Genomic DNA, 18,444 nt, shown 5'->3' on the forward strand with positions numbered 1-18,444 from the left:
TACTATGAAAAAATGCGATTTCTACTTTAGAAACCGCATTTCCTTACTTATTTACCTTTTGTTTTTAGCTCTGTCCAGTAACGATCATAGTCTTTTAACTTATCGTCTACATCAACAAGCCATTCTGTACGATCTAACTCTTCTTTCGTTAAGAAAATCATGTGATTATCACGGTATTCTTTACTATGAAGAGGATGAGCTTTTTCATTTGGATTACTGTAACCAATTGACTCGTAGTTTTTCACACTTACTTTTTTATCTAGTAAGTAGTTCATAAATTTCTCAGCAAGCTCTTTATGTTTTGCACCTTTTGGAATTGCTAACGTATCAGCCCAAATTGTGCCGCCTTCTTTTGGTACAACATATTCTACATCTTTATTATCTTTTGCGATAAATGCTGCATCTCCAGACCAAACTGTTCCGATCCAAGCATCTTCTGTAATGAATTTTTGTTTAATGTTATCTGTATCAAATGCTAATAAGTTTGGAAGCAGCTTCTTTAAATCATCTGCTGCTGTCTTTAATTGTGCATCGTCTTTCGTACTGTTTGAGAACCCGTGCTTCTTAAGACCCACTCCTAATACTTCACGAGAATCGTTCAATAACGTTACATGTCCTTTATATTTCTCATTCCATAAGTCCGCCCAGCTTGTAGGTGCTTCTTTCACATACTTTTTATTGTATGCAATCCCTGTTACACCCCAAGTGTACACTAAAGAATATTTATTCTCTGGATCAAACGCAGGTGTTTTGAAATTAGAAACCATATTTTCGATATTCGGGATATTCTTTTTATCTAACGGCGCTAATAAGTCCATTTTCGCCATTGTTTTAACCATGTAATCCGACGGCTGGATTAAGTCATACTTTGCGCCACCAGCTTGTAATTTCGCAAGCATTTCTTCATTACTTGCGTACTTGTCATAGTTAATTTTCACATTATACTTCTTTTCAAAATCTTTTAGCACTTGCTCATCAAAATTGTCAGCCCAGCTATAAATATTTAATTCTTCTTTCTTTTCACCACAACCAGCAAGCACACCAGCAACAAGGCTAAGGCTAATTGCTGCGCCAGCTATTCTTCTCATTAATTTCATCGGTTTATTACCCCCTTGTACTTTCTATATCGTTCGTATTATAAAGGAAGGTGTCCTCCAGAGTTTTCTTCACCATCTGCACCTTTGTTCCGGAAGATTTCAGATAGAACCATTAATCCTACGATAGCAACAATTAAAATTGTAGAAAGAGCATTAATTTCTGGTGATACTCCGCGCTTAACCATACTGTAAATGTATAGTGGCAATGTTGTTGATCCTGGTCCTGATACGAAGAAACTAATTACAAAATCATCAATTGATAATGTGAATGTTAATAATGCTGCCGAAATAACTCCCGGTGCAATTGCTGGGAACGTTACATAACGAAACGTTTGCCAAGGCGTTGCTCCTAAATCATTTGCAGCTTCTTCTAAGTCACGTCCCATACTTGAAAGACGCGCAGCTAAAATAACAACAACAAACGAAATACTAAATGTAATATGTGCAATAATAATCGTTGTTTGTCCAAGTTCCATTCCTAACTGACTGAAAAGAATTAGTAAAGATAATCCCATTAAAATATCAGGAATTAAAATTGGTAAATATACAAGGCCATTAATAGCCCCTTCAAAACGATATTTATAACGATGTAAAGCAATTGCAAAGAATACACCAAGTACCGTTGTCACAATCGTTGTTATAACTGCAATCGTAATACTATTTACAAATGCATCAATAACATCTTGTTTTTGAAATAAATCTGTATACCAATGGAATGTAAAACCTTCCCACTCCGCATTAATGCGAGAGTCGTTGAAAGAATAGACCATTAAAACCATCATTGGAAAATACAAGAATAACAAAATTAACCAAGAATAAGAAACTAAAAACTTCTTCATCTTTGCCTATTCCCCTCCGTTCTCATTATATTTATATACTTTCGTTGCACGATAATATAAGTAAATTAACAGAACAGAGAATAGAACAACGATAATCGATAACGCAGATCCAAACGGCCAGTCACGTGCACCTAAGAATTGATTTTGAATAACGTTTCCGATTAATGCTACTTTCGATCCGCCCATCACGTCTGATACAACAAACATTCCGATAGAAGAAACGAATACTAAAATAGAACCAGTCGCAATTCCTGACATCGTCATCGGCACTGTTATATTCCAAAATGCCTTTATTGGTGTTGCTCCTAAATCATAAGCAGCTTCTAGCTTACGCTTATCCAGCTGCTCAATTGCTGCATACACTGGTAAAATCATAAATGGTAATAAAGAATAGACCATTCCGAGTATTACAGAAGGAGTATTATATAATAAATTTAACGGTTCACTAATAATGCCAAGCTTTAATAACAACGTATTCACAAGACCTTGTGAACGTAAAATAACAATCCATGCGTATGAACGAACAAGAAAGTTAATCCAAAACGGGATCGTTGCCAATAATAAAAGAATAGAGCGGTATTTGCGGTCAACAATTGTAATTGTATACGCAAACGGATAACCAATTAATAAACATATTACTGTTGTAATAACTGCAATTTTAACAGTTTCCCATAACGTTCCTAAGTATAATGGATCAAACACACGGGATATATTCTCCAGCGTAAATTGCATTTCTACTGTCCCGTAAGCTCCGCGCTGCATGAAGGCGAATCCTAATACGAATACGAGCGGGATTAGGAAGAAAATTAACAGCCACGCGACTGTAGGTAGTGCGAGTAATTTCCCTTTTTTCAATTTAAGGTCACCTCGTCCTCTTGCTCCCAGCCTACATATACATTATCTCCAATGCTCCACTGTGCTGCCTCTTCAGCAGTTTGATATGCCATTAGTAATTCTGATGTTTTCTCATCACGTACATAAAGCTTCTCCATATTTCCGACAAACTCGATATCTTCAATATGTCCAAGATGGTATTCTTTTAAAATTGACTCTTCAACCGAACGTACTTTTACATTTTCAGGGCGAATTGCTACATAGCCTTCCCCGTTTTTCACAATATTATTTTCACCGATGAATGTCGCAACGAACAATGTTTTCGGCTTATTGTAAATTTCTTTCGGTGTTCCGATTTGTTCGATATGTCCTTTATTCATAACTACAATACGATCGCTCATGCTCATTGCTTCTTCTTGATCGTGCGTTACGTATATGAACGTAATTCCTAAATTACGTTGTAAGTTTTTCAATTCACGTTGCAAGTCTTTTCGTAACTTAAAGTCAAGCGCTCCAAGTGGCTCATCTAATAGTAATACACGCGGATTATTTACAATCGCTCTTGCAATTGCAACACGCTGCTGTTGTCCACCAGAAAGCTTCGCAGGTTTACGATTACGGAACTCAAGTAACTGCGTTAAACGCATTGCCTCTTCAGCACGCTCTTTCTGCTCTGCTGCTGATACTTTCTGCATTTTCATACCAAAACAAATATTCTTCTCTACTGTCATATGTGGGAATAGTGCGTAATGTTGGAACACTAGGTTCATATGACGCTTATATGGCGGCAAATCGTTAATTCTTTCATCATCTAATAAAAGATTCCCTTTAGTTGGAGTTTCAAATCCTGCGATCATACGAAGTAACGTCGTTTTCCCGCAGCCACTCGGCCCTAAAATTGTTAAAAACTCTCCCTCTTTAATATCTAAAGAAAGAGGTGGGATAATCACTTGATTTCCAAAATGTTTTTCAACTGCTTCAACTTTAATAATCTTTTTCATTTTCCCGTCCTATCTACCTTAAATTTTAAATTTTTATATTCATGAATAAATATTTATGTTCTATAGACTATTTTTTGTTTCGATCCAAACAAAAATGGTTATTTAGCAAGCGTTCGTTTCTATTCTTTATGTAGTATGTTTGATTCATTTTCGCCTGATACATAACGTCGAACAGAAAAACCCCTTCCATTGCGAAGGGGCTATTATCATACGGCTACGCCTACTGATAAACACCATCATCATTTTAACAACTTTCGTATGAATTTTAAAGCACTTTTTGTAGAAGAGTAACGAATTTTCATGTCGAATGCTGTAGATTGGGCTAAAATGCTTTTATAATGTGAAAAAGTCCGAAAACTTTCTTTCCCATGATAACCCCCTAATCCACTACTTCCAACACCCCCAAAAGGTAAATATGGCGTAGCAAGGTGATAGACAACATCATTAATACAGCCTCCACCATATGAAATATTACTCGTCACTTTCTTTTGTACTTCTTTATCTTCAGAAAATACATATAACGCTAACGGCTTCGGATGTTGCTGGATTGTGCCAATTACATTTTCTATATTGTCGTACTCTATGATTGGTAAAATCGGACCAAAAATTTCATCTTCCATAACAGCATCTTGCCATGTAATATCCGCTAGTACTGTCGGTTCAATATGTAAAGTATCTTTCTCATAGTTTCCACCAATTACGACTTGACCATCTTGTAAGAATCCACATAATCGTTCAAAATGACGCTCACTTACAATACGCACGTAATTTTCATTTTGTAAAGGTTCTTTACTATACTGCTCTGTAATTTCATGTCGCAGTGCCTCAATTAGCTTTTCTTTCACGGAAGAATGCACGTACATATAATCAGGCGCTACACACGTCTGCCCTGCATTTAAAAACTTACCCCAAACAATTCTTCTTGCTGTCATCTCTATCTTTGCATCTTTATGTACAATACAAGGACTTTTCCCGCCAAGTTCTAAAGTGAGCGGCGTCAACTGTTTCGCTGCTGCTTCCATTACAACTTTTCCAACGCCAACACTACCAGTAAAGAAAATATAATCAAACGGTTCCTTCAGCAAAGATGTACTCTCTTCAACGCCACCTTCTACTACCGCTACAAGCTCTTCCGGGAATAATTCATCTAACATTCTCTTAAGCACTTTTGAAACGCTTGGCGTTAACTCTGACGGCTTTAAAACGATTGTATTTCCAGCTGCCAGTGCTCCTACAAGTGGTGCAATTGCTAATTGAAAAGGATAGTTCCACGGTGCAATAATAAGCGTCACACCATACGGTTCTGGCACTACTTTTCCTTTTGATCCAAAATGAGTAAGTGCTGTTCGAACTCGTTTCGGTTTACTCCACGATGACATATGTTTCAATTGAAAGGAAATCTCTTTTAATACATATCCAACTTCCGTTGTAAACGACTCGTGAACTGACTTATTTAAATCTAATTTCAATGCCTGAAATATTTCTTCTTCAAAACGCTGAATGCCTTCATAAAGCTTCTTCAAATTATTCTTTCTCATTTCGATGCTTCTCGTATGCCCTTTTAAAAAATATTCCTTTTGCCTACTTACAATAGAGGAAATACTCATTCACTCACCTTCTCCCACTATTTTTATCCAATTCTTTCATTATTTATATAAACTTCATATATAACAAATTTCTATTCTTAAGGTTACATTATATATGACTTTTTCAGCTATATAAAATTCATTGCTCACAAAAAAACTACCGAAAGAAAATCTCTCGGTAGTTTTACAGTATTAACGATATAAACGAACAGCACCTGCAGAATTATCATCAGCTTGTCCTACTACTTCAAATTTCAAACCAAGCTTCGGTAAAATACGTCCTGCATCTGGAATCTGTTGATTAATATACGTTTTAGAATCATCAAACTTCGGTACGCCTGCTAAGCCATCATACGTAAATGTTCCACGCGTTGGAGATACGACTTTCCAAGCTGGCGTTTTGTCAAATGAAAACGCTGCATCAGCGATTTGGAATCGTGTACTACTCTTAACTGTTGGTTTACCATTTAAAGTACCAACAATTGCTTCTGGATGAGAATCAACTACACCAAGGAAACCGTGTCCTGGATGTACACCAACCCAGTTATCTGTATAAGCTGAATCTGCATACCATACAACCATACCAGTGTTAAATACTGGACCGCGAGCAAATTTCAACGCGTTATCTGCCCCAGCATAGTTTCTCCACTCAACATAGTAGTTATGTTTTTTCTTCTCTGTTCCGTTAGATACAACGAAACCATCTAATTTTAATTGTGGTGTACCTTCTGCGTCATCAGAGAATACTACTTTACCATCTACTGTTAATGAAGCATTATCAAGAGCGAATCCATTTAATGCTAAACCACCATCAGTAATGTAATCAAATGTTAATTTTACTTTCTTGCCTTTGAATTGACTTAAATCATATGATTTGTCAATCCATTTTCCATTTGTCGAATCTGCATTTCCACTATTTGCTTTCTCACCAAGTCTTTCAATTAACGTTTGTTTACCATCTTCTGTTACAGCGTGTACTTCAAGGAAATCATAACCTGCTTCAATCTCATATAATGACTTGAAATCAAATTTTGCATTCGTTGCATTCGTTAAATCGAACAACGGTGTTTCCATCTTCGTATGAAGATCGTCACCTTTTGTGCTGTAATAATATTGTTTACCAAATGCTGGCTCAATTGTTTTAACATCTTTATCCGGTAAGTTAACACGGATCATGCCTGGTCTTGCTGATTTCGTAACACTTTGATCCAAATATGTCGCTAGACCGATACCTTTATTTAATTTCTCGTAATCTACTTCTACGATATTTGCCCAGTTACCACCGATTGTTTTTTGGAAAAACTCTTTATTTTGTGGTGAGAAACTCGTTGGCGTCGTTCCAGCGATTTTACCAGCCCAGCTTCCGCCACTCATAATAGACCAAGCTTCAATCGGCTCACCTTGACCACTATATTGTGTATCGTACTCATCTGGAAGACCTAAATCGTGACCATATTCATGTGCGAATACACCAACTGCTCCATCTTCTGGTTCAATTGTGTAGTCGAATGCTGCCATCTTTCCACCCCAATATGGTACTTTCGCTTGTGTACCTTCAATTGGGAATGGCTTTGGTCCAACTGTCCAACGGTGCGACCAAATTGCATCATCGCCTAATTTACCACCGCCTGCTTCTTGTCCAACACCCGCATGAATAATCATTAAGTGATCGATTAAACCGTCTGGTTGATTTTTATTCCCATCACCATTTACATCGTATTGATCAAATTGGTCGAACTCTGATAAATCAATACCACTATCTACAGCTGCTTTTAATGCATCTTTTACTAAATCACGTGGCCCTTTTGGTCCTTTATTATCATGGCCTCCGCCCGGAGCATCTGCACCGTAATCAGCAGCTTTACCAGGAACTGTTAACCATTTTGTAACTGTTCCGTCTACAGTATAACTACCACCAGATTGCTCTTCGTAATATTGTTTAAACGTTTCAATTTTACTTCCATCATCTAATGTGAATGGCTCGTTGCCGAATAACATTTTTTCATAATGTTCTTTATTAAAATCGTTAGAATACATATATCCAGGCTCTTTGTCGATATTATTATGTTTAAAGTCAGCGTACTCTACAAGTAAAACGAGTACTTTGTCTTTACGAACTTCATCGTTATAGTCTTTTTGTTTCGCTGGAGAAGTTGGTACTTTACCATTTAGACCGCCTTTAACTGGGCCTGTCGCTGCAGGTGTGCCTGTTGCTGGTTGATTTAATTTTTCTTTCGTGTCTGCTTTCGCATCTTTCACTTTCTTTAAAAAGTCGGATGCATCTTTCGTAAGTTGGTCCCCATTCGCTGCTTCTTTCCCAGGATTTTCACCCTTTTTGTTCTCTACATACTTTTCGACTGCTTTCTTTGTTTCTGTCTCTGAAGCCTTCGAATCAATTACCCCACGTTTTTTTAATGCATCTGCTAAACGTTCTTCCGGAATTAAATGATCATCCACTGGGCTCGTAGCTGTTTTATTCACAGGCGTTTCAGCATATGCAGATTGAGTGCCAGCTCCGAATGAAAGGCCTAATACAGCTGTCAATGCGATTGATGACAAAACTTTGAACGGTTTCTTGTTCATCCCTTATTTCCTCCCCTAATAAATAATATGTATTACAAATTAAATTTTATTAAAAATTCAATATTTTTTCAATATTTAGTCATATTATGTAATGTTTTTAATATATTTGTAAAAATTTCATAGTTAGCATACGAATATATCACAATTCAACAATGTTTTCTGAAAATATCGAAAGTTTTTATCGAACAATTTATAATTTCCATAGAGGGAGTTTAATGGGGATTTTATCTTTGTTTCATCTACACAATATTTGATAATTCACTATATAAAACACAAAATCGGATTTCATTATCATGTATTCTGTAGCAGCAATTATGACCGATAATTAGGGAGGAATTACATTTGTACAAAGATAAGACAGACGCACTGGATCAAGAATGGATTGATTTAATACTTGAAGCTCTAGATGCCGGTATCGCCATGCAAGACATCGAGCAATTTTTCCAACGTATGAAGCCATCCAGTCAGGCTCAATAGGTTTGTTCTTTTTAACGAAGTTTATGTTATAATAATGACATCATAAGACAACTACATATTGATAGAAAGGTGCGCAAATATGATTGGAGAACGTATAAAACGCCTTCGTTTACAAAAAGGGATTTCATTAACTGAACTTGCCGAAAAAGCTGGCGTTGCTAAATCTTACATTAGTTCTATAGAACGAAATTTACAAAAAAACCCTTCCATTCAATTTCTTGAAAAGATCGCAGCAGTTCTACAAATTCCAGTTGATACTTTACTTCATGATGAAACAACAAAGGAAACTAGCCTAGACTCCGAATGGACACAACTCGTTAAAGATGCAATGAACTCTGGTGTCTCCAAAGAACAATTTCGTGAATTTCTTGAATTTACAAAGTGGAAGCAAAATAATAAATAGAAAGAAGTGCTTACAAGCAGCACTTCTTTTTCTTTATAAAAAAAGCGGGGGATACCCGCTTTTTTATTATCTTTCTTCCCCAGCTTCTTGGTTAGCATTGAATGTCCATTCTAAATTCAATGAGTCACCTTGGAATTTATTTTGGTCTTGACCATTATCTTCGAATACAAATTGTACCCATAGATAATCCTCTGTACCAGCTTCTAATCCACCTTTTTCTCCCCACTCAGGAGCAAAGATGTCTTTAGCTAAAAGGTCTGGATCAGCTTTTTGTAAGTCTGCTAAAGTTGTTTCATATACAGGCTCACTTTGTTTATCCCAGTTCCAAATGAATTTCACTTTAATGTGCTTGCCAAAGTCTTCCCCAGCATTATCATTTTTTGCATCTTTCACAGTATACTTTGTTGCTAATTTAACGTCTTTAATTTTTAACGAACCATCGTTCTTTAATAAGAACTCTTTCTTAACAGAATCCCCTGGTTTTAAATCTTTAATATCTACAAGCGTCTTAGGGTTTAATGTAAGATCTAACGTCCCAGCTGCAAATGTATTATTTGATACTTCTTTATCGCTAAAGAATGCAAACGTTCCTCCACCAATTAAAGATAACCCCAATGCTGCTGATGCAACTCCCATACCTAATTTCTTTTTCAGACTCACAATCAATTCCCCCTAGCTGTTTTTTGTATTTTTACATTGCTATCTCTTATATAAATAAGAGGTGTAACTAAAACTATATTAGCTAAGCTAATATTCGTTCTTTTTTTAAAACCTTACGTTCATTATAGCGAACAAACTTATATAAATACAACAACATTTTTTAGTATTTTCAATTATTTTTATTTCTTAATATTATTTAGACTTTTCAGAAAAAAGAATGATAATTTATAACTTTTTTCACACTCAAATCATTTAATACTATAAGAAAAAGAAAAACAAAGAGGTGAGGGCTAACGTTCCCTCACACTCGTATAAATATTACTAGTCTTGCTTATTCGGTTTCGCTAAAGCAGTTACTCCACTTTCTTTTGCTCTTCTACTTTTTTCTGTTCTTCTACTTTCTTCTGTTCTTCGGCTTTCTTTTGTTCTTCTACTTTCTTTTGTTCTTCGGCTTTCTTTTGTTCTTCTACTTTCTTTTGTTCTTCTACTTTCTTTTGTTCTTCTACTTTCTTCTGTTCTTCTACTTTCTTTTGTTCCTCTGCTTTCTTTTGTTCTTCTACTTTCTTCTGTTCTTCTACTTTCTTTTGTCCTTCCGCTTCAATTGCAACGTTTAATTGTTGCTGAAAAGCCTGAATTTGCTCATCAATAGCTTTCAAGCTAATTTCTTTCTCAATATAGTCACGCTTCTCTTTGATACTGCGGAAGCCTTCATTTACATATATGGACACTTGCTGCATCGATTCATCTTTATTTACCTTTAATTCTTCTTGTATTTGATTGTAAGGAGCTTCTATTTCAGTATATACATTTTGCAGGGCTTCCTTCTCAGCAACAATTTTCTCACGCCCTTGTTGCCATACAGAAATCGCCTGTTTTATTTCTTCAATCGAAGTTGCTTTCGATTTTCCCTTCATCGTTCCATACTCACGCTCAATAAACTGTTTATGTTTCTCAGATTGCTCTTTTAACGTATTAACTGTTTTCGGAAATATAATTGCTGTAGAAAACGTCGCTTCTACTTTCGTTTCATGAATGAACGCCGCTTCTGTATGCGTCATAATTTGAGATCCTAAATAAAACGTAATAGAGCACATACACGGCAATATAAGCATCTTTTTAAAATTACGCGGTCTTTTCAGCATCTTAATCTCTCCCATCGAACATTACGTTCTTTATACAGAACATTATCTATATTATAGTAAAGAACTATTAAAATTGATAGACAAATACTAGAAAAATAGAAAAAGGGCTATCCATGTGATAGCCCTTTTTCTTATTATCTTTCTTCACCTGCTGTTTGTTGTGCATCAAACGTCCAATTTAATTGTAACTTATCGCCTTGGAATTGATTTTGATCTTTTCCATTATCAACGAACTCAAATTTCACTTTGAATTTATCAGATTTACCTGCTGAAATACCTTTTTCATCCCAGAACCAAGCCGATAAATCATTATCTACAGCTGTAAGTGTGTCACCTTTTAATTTATCTAAAGTAGTTTGTTTCACAATTGTCTCATGCTTATCTACATTTTTTAAGAATGTTACTTTAATATGTTTACCAAAATCATCTTTATTGTCTTTCTTTACATCTTCTACATTATAATCTGTTTTCAGTAGAACCTTTTTAATATTTAAAGAGCCTTTATTTTCTAGTTTAAATTCTTTTTCAATTGTATCCCCAGGTTTTAAATTCGATACGTTAACAACTGTTGATGGATTTAATGCTAAATCCAGTGTTCCAGCCGCAAATGTATTATTTGACACTTCTTTATCACTGAAAAATGCAAATGTTCCTCCACCAACTAAAGCTGCTCCTAATACTGCTGATGTAATACCCATTCCTAATTTTTTCTTTAAAGTCATGTCCATATCCCCTTAATATATATTTGTTAACTTCCTAAACGGAAAGTATAACCAAACGAACTAGACGGATTGTTCTACTTTTTTATCTTTCTTTTCTCCGTCAATGCTACGAATAGCACCAAAAATAGAAATCGCGGAATAACCAAGTAAAAAGACTCCTGGAATAATAAGAAGCAATGCTGCTCCCGCTTTAGAATTCGCATAATTCAGTAAATAACCAACGTACGGAACTGTAATATCTGCATACTTTCCAACTACATTTTCTGCAAGTACTGGCTCTAAATCTGGTCCGTTGTTGTTATCCCCTTTTGTTTCATACATTACTTTTCCATTTGTATCTTTCACACCGATAATACGGTGAGTGATAATTTTTTGATCTTTCTCTTTAAAGGTAATAACATCACCTTTTTGATATTTAGAACCATCTTTGTTTGGTTCTATTGCAATGATTGATCCAGTTAAAAACGTCGGCTCCATTGATCCTGAAAGAACGCTCTTAAATTGATATCCCATCACTGTCGGATCACCACCGCTTGCTTTTGAAGAAATAACTACAAAAGCTAAAAAAACCATCAATGCAAATAAAACAAATGAGATCGCGTTGCTAATTATCTTCCATATTAATTTCATCGTCTCTCTCCCTCTCCGTTGTTTTATATTATTTGAAGTATGCAATGTTCATTTTGTTCTTTAACAAGAACACAAGTAAATGATATAACGAACTTCAAGTTATTGCAATAAGAAAATTTACAATTATTAGTTAAATATCTTTTTAGCATATAAAAAAGACTGTGACAAAATCTCTCCACAGTCTTTTTACTACTACGTTATTTTTCTTCTGTTTTCATTCCTTTTGTATTTCGGCGTAGTACTACATATAAAATGGCTCCAAATAGTACAAGGGCTCCTATCCCAACACTTATTACTTTCACATTTGAGTCTTTTACTTCAGGCATAGTTGTATCTTTTTTAGGCATCGTAAAAGTGACATCTTCTGTTGAAAGAACATTTACCGTCGCAATTGTTTGATTATTTTTCGTGATATCAACTGCACCAACTACCTCACCACGATGTATTCCTTTATGATATAAAGATTCTTTATCTAATGAAGCCGCCCGGAAAATAGTTTTCACATTTTTCCCTTCATCTTTCTTAAGCATAAGCTCCGCACTTTGTTCCAACTCAGAATTAACATCTTTATTTAAATATGTTGTTTTTTGATGCCAATTATGTTTATCAAGCACCATTTGCTTCGTAAATTGACCGAAAGAATATTCCGCCATCTGCTTCAAATCTTCATAAATTTCAGGTCTTTGAGAAGCCATTACTACGCTTATAATACGATTTCCATCTTTCTCATTTAATAAAACAAGTGTATTACGTGCTTCATTCGTAAACCCTGTCTTACCGCCAATGCTATATGGATTTTCAAAAAAATTAGATTTATTAAAAATAGACACCGTCTGCCTAGACGTCGTAACTGTCGTTCTTTTCGTATTCATCGCTTGTAAAATTTCAGGATACTTTTGCACACCCTTCGTAATCATAGCCATATCATACGGCGTCGTATAATGGTTCGGATCATGCAATCCATTCGGTGTTACAAAGTGGCTATCTTTCGCCCCTAATTGCTTCGCTTTCTCATTCATCATATTAGCGAAATTCTCAACACTCCCGCCAATCCGCTCCGCAATCGCATACGACACATCATTCGCACTCAGCACCATTAAAATCATAAGCGCAGTATTTCTATTAATTGTCTCTCCAGGTTGAAACTCAATTTGATAATTACTCTTCTCTTGATCTAATGCTAATTGTGAAAATGTAAATTGGTCCTCTGGCTTTGTATGCTCCATGAGTAAAATCGCTGTTAACACTTTCGTCGTACTAGCAGGATATGCTCGGTGATATGCGTTTTTGTCATACAAAACATCTCCTGTTTTTGCATCAATTGTCGTTGCAAACTGACTAAAAACATTCGGTCCTTCCGCAGGTGGTGGTGCAACTTGTTCTGGATTTACTCCAATATTCGTCTCAGCACGCAATGTTATGGGCGTCAAAAAAAACGAACAAATAACTGTAATAAAAACCAAAATTTTCTTAAAATTTACCATATGACTCTCCCTTTTCCATTTACTCCTTAACAAAATAATAAATCTACCAATCATATGTAATTTGTATTATATTGGAAGAATTTTCACTATTTTTTACTATATCATACTTTTACGATAAAGAACATAAATATACAATAAAAATAAGAAGGAATTACTCTTTCTTATCCTTCTCATCAATCAACGAATCTATTAACTTTTGACTAGCTTCCTCGGGCGTAATCTCATCTGTTATTCCCATAAACGACCAACCTTTAGAATCAACCCACTCAACAAACTCTTGTAAAAATTCATCATGTGTAACATCCACATCAAGAATCGATCCATTAATCGAAATCGTTCTATTTTTAGACACGCGCATCTTGAACGTTTTTCTTACCATTACAACTTTTCTCCCTCTACTTCTGAATATTTATAAAGTGAAACTTTCATCAACCCTCACGAATCGGACTTTTACGGGCATTCCGACCCGAACCTAACTTCTTTACTTTTGCTGAATTTCGAGGTAAGGGATCTTACTGCCCGCAAATAGCGAGATAAAATAATCATGTATCTCTGTTATACATGATTTTCAGTAAATTGTAAAAAGGATATATTGGCCAATTGGCATATTGAAACTGAAAATCTATCATTCTGCAAAAATATCAAATGATATGTAATTGTTCATAAATGACTAAATAGATTCACATAAAAATAAAACAACTTATATTTTACCACACCAAATACAAATGACTTTCTTACAATGGAATGGAGTATACTAGAAGAAAACTTAAAATGAGGAGGAACCTCATGACGCGTTGTACGTATTGTAAAACGAAGTGGACAATAAAAGATGTATGGGCAATACTCATGACATTTGAAAAGGATTGTCCGTATTGTTTTATGAGACAATATCTATCAAAGAAAACGGTGAACGCTATGCCAGAACTTATAAGCTTACCTTTACATTTCTTACTCCCTTTTCTTGTTGATTTGAGTGCTGAAGGTCCTTTGGATTGGTATCGTAAATAATATAACCACTACATCCAAAGACTACTTTCTACTGAATTCGCTTCTCATCATTATTCCTTCATACATTACTAGCATAATCGCTTATACTTTCCCTTTTGAAGATTCTGTAGCTCAGCAGGAAGAGCGTCCCCTGAACAAAGTTTATCAATTATGACTTTAATAAACGATAATATATGCATACTGTTAAGCATAAAAAATTAGCATTAAGTTCCACTCAAATATTAATTGAAACCCAACACTCCATTTAATCTGTAATCTAGAATACAAGCAGTGTTTTTTATTATGCATTTTTGCATACAGTATTATTTTCTCTTGTAAATAGATAATAATGTTATATAATAAAACCAACGTTTTACCAATAAAAGGTAATAAGAAATAGTGGAATAAGTAAATAACCAAAGCGTATTAACAGATTTGTTCTATGTAAATCATGATACATATATGGAATCAAAACTATGAAATTTTATGTAGTGATTAGATTACTACAAGATGAAAGATTCATAGCGAATACACTTAAGGAAAAAACGTTCCATTAGATTAATGTGATATCTATCGAACGAATTGAGAATATACTTAGGGGGAATTTCAAGTGAAAACATTTGGTAAAGTATTATTAACTGGCGCATTAGCTTTAGGCGGTTTAACGGTTATGAACATTGAAACACCAAAAGCACATGCTGACGAATGGGATGGTTGTCATTACATTTGTGGTCCTGGTGAAACGGTGAACGGTGTTACAGTTCAGGTACACTCTACACAAGTTACTTTTGGTAACAGCGTAATTGCAAGAATTACAAATGACCGAGCTGAAGAAATTCATTACAATGTCAGCCTTGAAAAGAAATATGGCGATAGATGGGGAGAATTTGAAACCAACTTCCGTTGGCAAAATCAATGGGTCCCAGCTGGAAGCAATGATGAAATTGCAACTTTCACAGGATATGGCGATGATATTTATGAGGATGGAACATATCGTTATAAAGTCGAAATAAAAGGCGCTGACGGTTCTATTGATACAATTTACACAGCAGGAATGACAGTTACAGGACGATAGCTTATGAACAAGCTCCATTATTTATGATTGTATTTTTGAAAATATCATTGATAATTGCGTTGATATTATTATTAAAATAAGCTCTTCGGGGCTTATTTTTTTATACAAAATTAGAATATGAATATTCAGAAAATTACGCCTTTACACCATTAAAGTTTGTTGCTATTATAGGAATACATCAAATGTTACAATACTCAACAAATTATATAAATCCTCCGATTACACGAATGAAATGAAAATACATTGCTGATGGTAACATTTATAGTTGGGATCCCGTAGCTCAGCAGGGAGAGCGCCACCTTGACAGGGTGGAGGTCGTGAGTTCGAGCCTCTCCGGGGTCATAAAAAAGAGACACCATATCAACCTTCTACGTGATATGGTGTCTCTTTTTATCTAATTCAATTACTTCCCACCAAACATCTTCTCCAAAGACTTCGCATTGGCAAACAATACTTCTTTCAAGTTATCGTCAGCAACGATTTTATAGTCGCCATCTTTGTCTTTCTTTAAGTTCAATGTAACTTCGCGAGTTGCCATTGCTGCATCTTTATCTGCTAAGTTTTTGACGATAGTTGATGTCATTGTTTTTTCGATTGCTTTTTCAGATTGTTCTTTGTCTTCACTAAAGGCACTAGCGAACGCCATTGGCATAACTTCTCCCACTGCTTTTGTTACAGCAACGGATAGATCTGCAGATGTAATTTTCACTTTCACTTCTGCTTTGTCATCCTTTTTCGATACTTCTTCTAGCTTTTCAAATTTAAAGTTTTTCGTAATTGCACTTAGCATTGCTTTTGCCTCAGCATCATCTGTTTTTTCATTTAGTTTATTAAATTCCTTGTCACTCTCAACAAATGTACGAGCCTTTTCTACATCACCTTTTTGTATCGCTGTTAAAAATTCTTCTGTAGTATCTTTCGGATTTGCACACCCCGCTAAAACACCTGCTGTTAATCCTACTACCATCATTAATAGCAATAATTTCTTTATCTTTTGCACGTTCATTCTCCTCTTATCTTTTCTAGTAAGTCAGCATCATACAATATTATGAAACTGACATTACAAACATTTTTTAGTATAGCATTTATATGATTCGTTTTCTATTAATTCCCAAAAGATAAAGGGCCTTGCAGCATTCCTACAAGGCCCCTCTTCTATCAATCTGTATCCGTAGCACAAATGAACCACATTTTACGCTCCCTACTATCTAACACCACCCAAGTAGCATCCCATGCAACATCGTAAAACCAATCTGTCCAAGGGCAATAGCTTTTGAACACTTTAATATCTTCGTATCGATCTTGGAACATATATTGACATACATTCACGGCTAATTGTTTTGCGATAACTGGTCGTTCCTTAAATCCTTCATATGCTCCGCCCGACAAAATTTGAGCGGCAATGCTACCATCAAGCATGACTGCCCATTGCTCTTTAAAATGCAACTTATATTTTTCTGACGTATGTATTTTTAACTCTTCTAAGCTATTGATTATATCTAAAGAGTTAAAGATTCTTCTAAAGAAGTGCTCGTGTCCATCTTTCCAATATGGTATTTCTTTAAAAAAATTTTCTTTATGTACTTTAAAACAGCTTATAACCACTCCGCCATTTACGTTTTGTTCCTTAAATGTATGTATGAGTTTCTCAATAGATGAGTCATTCGTTTCTATTTTTTCAAACGTTCCTGCTTTCCATCTCATAACGCCCACTACTCTCTATTCAAAATTTGTTTCTTAATTATAAATATCAAAATAAAACCCAGCAACTTTAAGATTGCTGGATTATCTCTTATTTATATTTAAAAAAACAATAACAATTGCTCCAATTATATAATGCCCTGCTACCATCCACATACTCCGATCAAAAATCATAAGCGATAACCAGAGTGATATATTCATAGTAGCAAATAATAAATATAAAATGTAATCTCTCTTTTGTATTGCTCCTCTATTCATCAAAATGTAAGCGGCACCGATAGGAGGAAAAAGACAAATATTTTTCTTAACGACTACGGATGCGGAGTTAGTGTCTGCATATGAACCTCCTTTTCATCATAATACTTGCTTCAACATCGGCCTCACTACCCTATATTCATCACTATAAGCTTCCTTTATGATTAAAGGCGGGTAATCACTTTTTTCTTCCTCAATCATTATGAATACTTCTGTTTTCTCTTGTAATGTATTAGATTCTCTATTTTTAGTAGTTTTTTTACTTGTTTTAATTTTCTTTGTTACTTCGCCAAGTTTTTGCCCAACTTCTTCTACTTTGGCAGGTTCATTCGTAACATAGTATTCTTGTTCGTCCCATACTAATATAGGTGGCACTTGTTCTCTTTTGTTACATATTATATAAGTAGTACTAGCTACAAGTAGTATACAAGTTAATAAATAGAAGATAGTTTTTTTATTCATATACTACACTCCTTATCTATCATTTCATTGGATTATATAACACAATTTATTTTCAGAAAATGGATTTGGTGGTAATTTTCAGGTTGAACAATAAAGAAAAACCTTACCAAAGTAAGGTTCCGTTTTTACATTCTATAGTGACTGATTAATTAATACGATCATTACAATAATTGCTATAAGCATAACAACTAAACAGCCGATTAATTTATAAAATCCTCGCTTCGTTAACGTCCCGCCTTGAACGTCTTTACGAATAAATAAGAATACGGCTAAAAATAATACAAGCCCAATGCCAAAAGCATACATCATTTGCATATGTTAATCTTCCTTTCTCTCTTCCATCTTAATATCTTTTTGCCAAAACAACAAATGAGATAAAGACGGTACTCATTGTAAGTGCCATAAGTATATTCAATAATATAGAAGAAACTTTTTTAAATTTCAGCACGTCTATTTTGAAGCGAAACACGGAACACTGTAAATAACTGTTACTATATCTCCTCACT

20 protein-coding genes, 1 tRNA gene and 1 pseudogene are annotated in these 18,444 nt (G+C 34.9%); 5 read left to right on the top strand and 17 right to left on the bottom strand.

Annotated elements, in window-relative coordinates; all coding sequences use genetic code 11:
- Positions 1-47: 47 nt before the first annotated feature.
- From potD to inhA1, 6 genes are all read right to left on the bottom strand, one after another.
- Entirely contained in the window at positions 48-1,097 is a 1,050-nt protein-coding gene (gene potD, locus ACS2CR_RS02950; RefSeq protein WP_053513381.1) for a spermidine/putrescine ABC transporter substrate-binding protein PotD, read from the bottom strand.
- A 38-nt stretch (positions 1,098-1,135) separates the two neighbouring features.
- Complete coding sequence (gene potC / locus ACS2CR_RS02955) at positions 1,136-1,936, bottom strand: spermidine/putrescine ABC transporter permease PotC (protein WP_000714192.1); 801 nt, start codon at positions 1,934-1,936, stop codon at positions 1,136-1,138.
- A 6-nt stretch (positions 1,937-1,942) separates the two neighbouring features.
- Positions 1,943-2,791 carry a spermidine/putrescine ABC transporter permease PotB gene (gene potB, locus ACS2CR_RS02960; protein ID WP_000715500.1) on the bottom strand — a complete coding sequence of 283 codons (849 nt, stop codon included), beginning with the start codon at positions 2,789-2,791 and terminating at the stop codon, positions 1,943-1,945.
- Positions 2,788-3,771 carry a spermidine/putrescine ABC transporter ATP-binding protein PotA gene (gene potA / locus ACS2CR_RS02965; RefSeq protein WP_000720336.1) on the bottom strand — a complete coding sequence of 328 codons (984 nt, stop codon included), beginning with the start codon at positions 3,769-3,771 and terminating at the stop codon, positions 2,788-2,790. The genes potB and potA overlap by 4 nt, the downstream gene beginning before the upstream one ends.
- A 239-nt stretch (positions 3,772-4,010) precedes the next feature.
- On the bottom strand, positions 4,011-5,378 hold the full coding sequence (locus tag ACS2CR_RS02970; protein WP_000028382.1) for an aldehyde dehydrogenase: 1,368 nt from the start codon (positions 5,376-5,378) through the stop codon (positions 4,011-4,013).
- Between the two features lie 171 nt (positions 5,379-5,549).
- Positions 5,550-7,940 carry a M6 family metalloprotease immune inhibitor InhA1 gene (inhA1, locus tag ACS2CR_RS02975; RefSeq protein WP_153602440.1) on the bottom strand — a complete coding sequence of 797 codons (2,391 nt, stop codon included), beginning with the start codon at positions 7,938-7,940 and terminating at the stop codon, positions 5,550-5,552.
- A 342-nt stretch (positions 7,941-8,282) separates the two neighbouring features.
- Between inhA1 and ACS2CR_RS02980 the strand changes: the two genes are divergently transcribed.
- Both ACS2CR_RS02980 and ACS2CR_RS02985 read left to right on the top strand, forming a co-directional pair.
- Complete coding sequence (locus ACS2CR_RS02980) at positions 8,283-8,417, top strand: anti-repressor SinI family protein (RefSeq protein WP_000276219.1); 135 nt, start codon at positions 8,283-8,285, stop codon at positions 8,415-8,417.
- A 79-nt stretch (positions 8,418-8,496) separates the two neighbouring features.
- The gene (locus ACS2CR_RS02985; protein WP_053513383.1) at positions 8,497-8,820 is read left to right on the top strand and encodes a helix-turn-helix domain-containing protein; all 324 of its coding nucleotides are present in this window, start codon (positions 8,497-8,499) and stop codon (positions 8,818-8,820) included.
- A gap of 66 nt (positions 8,821-8,886) precedes the next feature.
- Here the strand turns inward: ACS2CR_RS02985 and calY are convergent, their stop codons facing one another.
- From calY to ACS2CR_RS03015, 6 genes are all read right to left on the bottom strand, one after another.
- On the bottom strand, positions 8,887-9,480 hold the full coding sequence (gene calY / locus ACS2CR_RS02990; protein WP_053513385.1) for a biofilm matrix protein CalY: 594 nt from the start codon (positions 9,478-9,480) through the stop codon (positions 8,887-8,889).
- Positions 9,481-9,833: 353 nt separating this feature from the next.
- Positions 9,834-10,622, bottom strand: coding sequence for a DUF4047 domain-containing protein (locus ACS2CR_RS02995; RefSeq protein WP_053513390.1), 789 nt, complete (start codon positions 10,620-10,622; stop codon positions 9,834-9,836).
- Between the two features lie 134 nt (positions 10,623-10,756).
- Entirely contained in the window at positions 10,757-11,344 is a 588-nt protein-coding gene (locus ACS2CR_RS03000; RefSeq protein ID WP_000172854.1) for a CalY family protein, read from the bottom strand.
- Between the two features lie 60 nt (positions 11,345-11,404).
- The gene (gene sipW, locus ACS2CR_RS03005; RefSeq protein ID WP_000767792.1) at positions 11,405-11,974 is read right to left on the bottom strand and encodes a signal peptidase I SipW; all 570 of its coding nucleotides are present in this window, start codon (positions 11,972-11,974) and stop codon (positions 11,405-11,407) included.
- A gap of 197 nt (positions 11,975-12,171) precedes the next feature.
- Positions 12,172-13,458, bottom strand: a complete 1,287-nt coding sequence (locus tag ACS2CR_RS03010; RefSeq protein WP_053513392.1) for a D-alanyl-D-alanine carboxypeptidase family protein — start codon at positions 13,456-13,458, stop codon at positions 12,172-12,174.
- A 151-nt stretch (positions 13,459-13,609) separates the two neighbouring features.
- Positions 13,610-13,837 carry a hypothetical protein gene (locus tag ACS2CR_RS03015; RefSeq protein ID WP_000251856.1) on the bottom strand — a complete coding sequence of 76 codons (228 nt, stop codon included), beginning with the start codon at positions 13,835-13,837 and terminating at the stop codon, positions 13,610-13,612.
- Between the two features lie 407 nt (positions 13,838-14,244).
- Between ACS2CR_RS03015 and ACS2CR_RS03020 the strand changes: the two genes are divergently transcribed.
- The 3 genes from ACS2CR_RS03020 to ACS2CR_RS03030 all read left to right on the top strand — a co-directional run bounded on the left by ACS2CR_RS03020 (position 14,245) and on the right by ACS2CR_RS03030 (position 15,862).
- Positions 14,245-14,466 (top strand): hypothetical protein, encoded by a 222-nt coding sequence (locus ACS2CR_RS03020; RefSeq protein WP_053513393.1) that lies wholly within the window; start codon positions 14,245-14,247, stop codon positions 14,464-14,466.
- 589 nt (positions 14,467-15,055) lie between these two features.
- Positions 15,056-15,520: a hypothetical protein gene (locus ACS2CR_RS03025; RefSeq protein ID WP_000846655.1), complete on the top strand. Its 465-nt coding sequence runs from the start codon at positions 15,056-15,058 to the stop codon at positions 15,518-15,520.
- A 269-nt stretch (positions 15,521-15,789) separates the two neighbouring features.
- Positions 15,790-15,862: transfer RNA gene (locus tag ACS2CR_RS03030), tRNA-Val, on the top strand.
- 61 nt (positions 15,863-15,923) lie between these two features.
- Here ACS2CR_RS03030 and ACS2CR_RS03035 read toward each other — a convergent pair.
- From ACS2CR_RS03035 to ACS2CR_RS03055, 5 genes and pseudogenes are all read right to left on the bottom strand, one after another.
- Positions 15,924-16,520, bottom strand: coding sequence for a DUF4878 domain-containing protein (locus tag ACS2CR_RS03035; RefSeq protein ID WP_001169482.1), 597 nt, complete (start codon positions 16,518-16,520; stop codon positions 15,924-15,926).
- Positions 16,521-16,678: 158 nt separating this feature from the next.
- Positions 16,679-17,224 carry a hypothetical protein gene (locus ACS2CR_RS03040; RefSeq protein ID WP_053513398.1) on the bottom strand — a complete coding sequence of 182 codons (546 nt, stop codon included), beginning with the start codon at positions 17,222-17,224 and terminating at the stop codon, positions 16,679-16,681.
- A 351-nt stretch (positions 17,225-17,575) separates the two neighbouring features.
- Positions 17,576-17,938, bottom strand: coding sequence for a hypothetical protein (locus ACS2CR_RS03045; RefSeq protein WP_053513403.1), 363 nt, complete (start codon positions 17,936-17,938; stop codon positions 17,576-17,578).
- 132 nt (positions 17,939-18,070) lie between these two features.
- Complete coding sequence (locus tag ACS2CR_RS03050; protein WP_001178294.1) at positions 18,071-18,253, bottom strand: DUF3976 domain-containing protein; 183 nt, start codon at positions 18,251-18,253, stop codon at positions 18,071-18,073.
- A 28-nt stretch (positions 18,254-18,281) separates the two neighbouring features.
- Positions 18,282-18,356 (bottom strand): annotated as a pseudogene (locus ACS2CR_RS03055) (permease); the annotation flags it as partial.
- Positions 18,357-18,444: the final 88 nt, after the last annotated feature.

Origin of the sequence: Bacillus cereus group sp. BceL291 (assembly GCF_051776705.1) — a bacterium.
In the GTDB taxonomy this organism is placed as follows: domain Bacteria; phylum Bacillota; class Bacilli; order Bacillales; family Bacillaceae_G; genus Bacillus_A; species Bacillus_A cereus.

Coding starts and splice junctions, on each gene's coding strand:
- potD (WP_053513381.1), bottom strand. CDS start 1,097: ATGAAATTAATGAGAAGAATAGCTGGCGCAGCAATTAGCCTTAGCCTT.
- potC (WP_000714192.1), bottom strand. CDS start 1,936: ATGAAGAAGTTTTTAGTTTCTTATTCTTGGTTAATTTTGTTATTCTTG.
- potA (WP_000720336.1), bottom strand. CDS start 3,771: ATGAAAAAGATTATTAAAGTTGAAGCAGTTGAAAAACATTTTGGAAAT.
- ACS2CR_RS02970 (WP_000028382.1), bottom strand. CDS start 5,378: ATGAGTATTTCCTCTATTGTAAGTAGGCAAAAGGAATATTTTTTAAAA.
- inhA1 (WP_153602440.1), bottom strand. CDS start 7,940: ATGAACAAGAAACCGTTCAAAGTTTTGTCATCAATCGCATTGACAGCT.
- ACS2CR_RS02985 (WP_053513383.1), top strand. CDS start 8,497: ATGATTGGAGAACGTATAAAACGCCTTCGTTTACAAAAAGGGATTTCA.
- ACS2CR_RS02995 (WP_053513390.1), bottom strand. CDS start 10,622: ATGCTGAAAAGACCGCGTAATTTTAAAAAGATGCTTATATTGCCGTGT.
- ACS2CR_RS03000 (WP_000172854.1), bottom strand. CDS start 11,344: ATGACTTTAAAGAAAAAATTAGGAATGGGTATTACATCAGCAGTATTA.
- sipW (WP_000767792.1), bottom strand. CDS start 11,974: ATGAAATTAATATGGAAGATAATTAGCAACGCGATCTCATTTGTTTTA.
- ACS2CR_RS03010 (WP_053513392.1), bottom strand. CDS start 13,458: ATGGTAAATTTTAAGAAAATTTTGGTTTTTATTACAGTTATTTGTTCG.
- ACS2CR_RS03015 (WP_000251856.1), bottom strand. CDS start 13,837: ATGGTAAGAAAAACGTTCAAGATGCGCGTGTCTAAAAATAGAACGATT.
- ACS2CR_RS03020 (WP_053513393.1), top strand. CDS start 14,245: ATGACGCGTTGTACGTATTGTAAAACGAAGTGGACAATAAAAGATGTA.
- ACS2CR_RS03040 (WP_053513398.1), bottom strand. CDS start 17,224: ATGAGATGGAAAGCAGGAACGTTTGAAAAAATAGAAACGAATGACTCA.
- ACS2CR_RS03045 (WP_053513403.1), bottom strand. CDS start 17,938: ATGAATAAAAAAACTATCTTCTATTTATTAACTTGTATACTACTTGTA.
- ACS2CR_RS03050 (WP_001178294.1), bottom strand. CDS start 18,253: ATGCAAATGATGTATGCTTTTGGCATTGGGCTTGTATTATTTTTAGCC.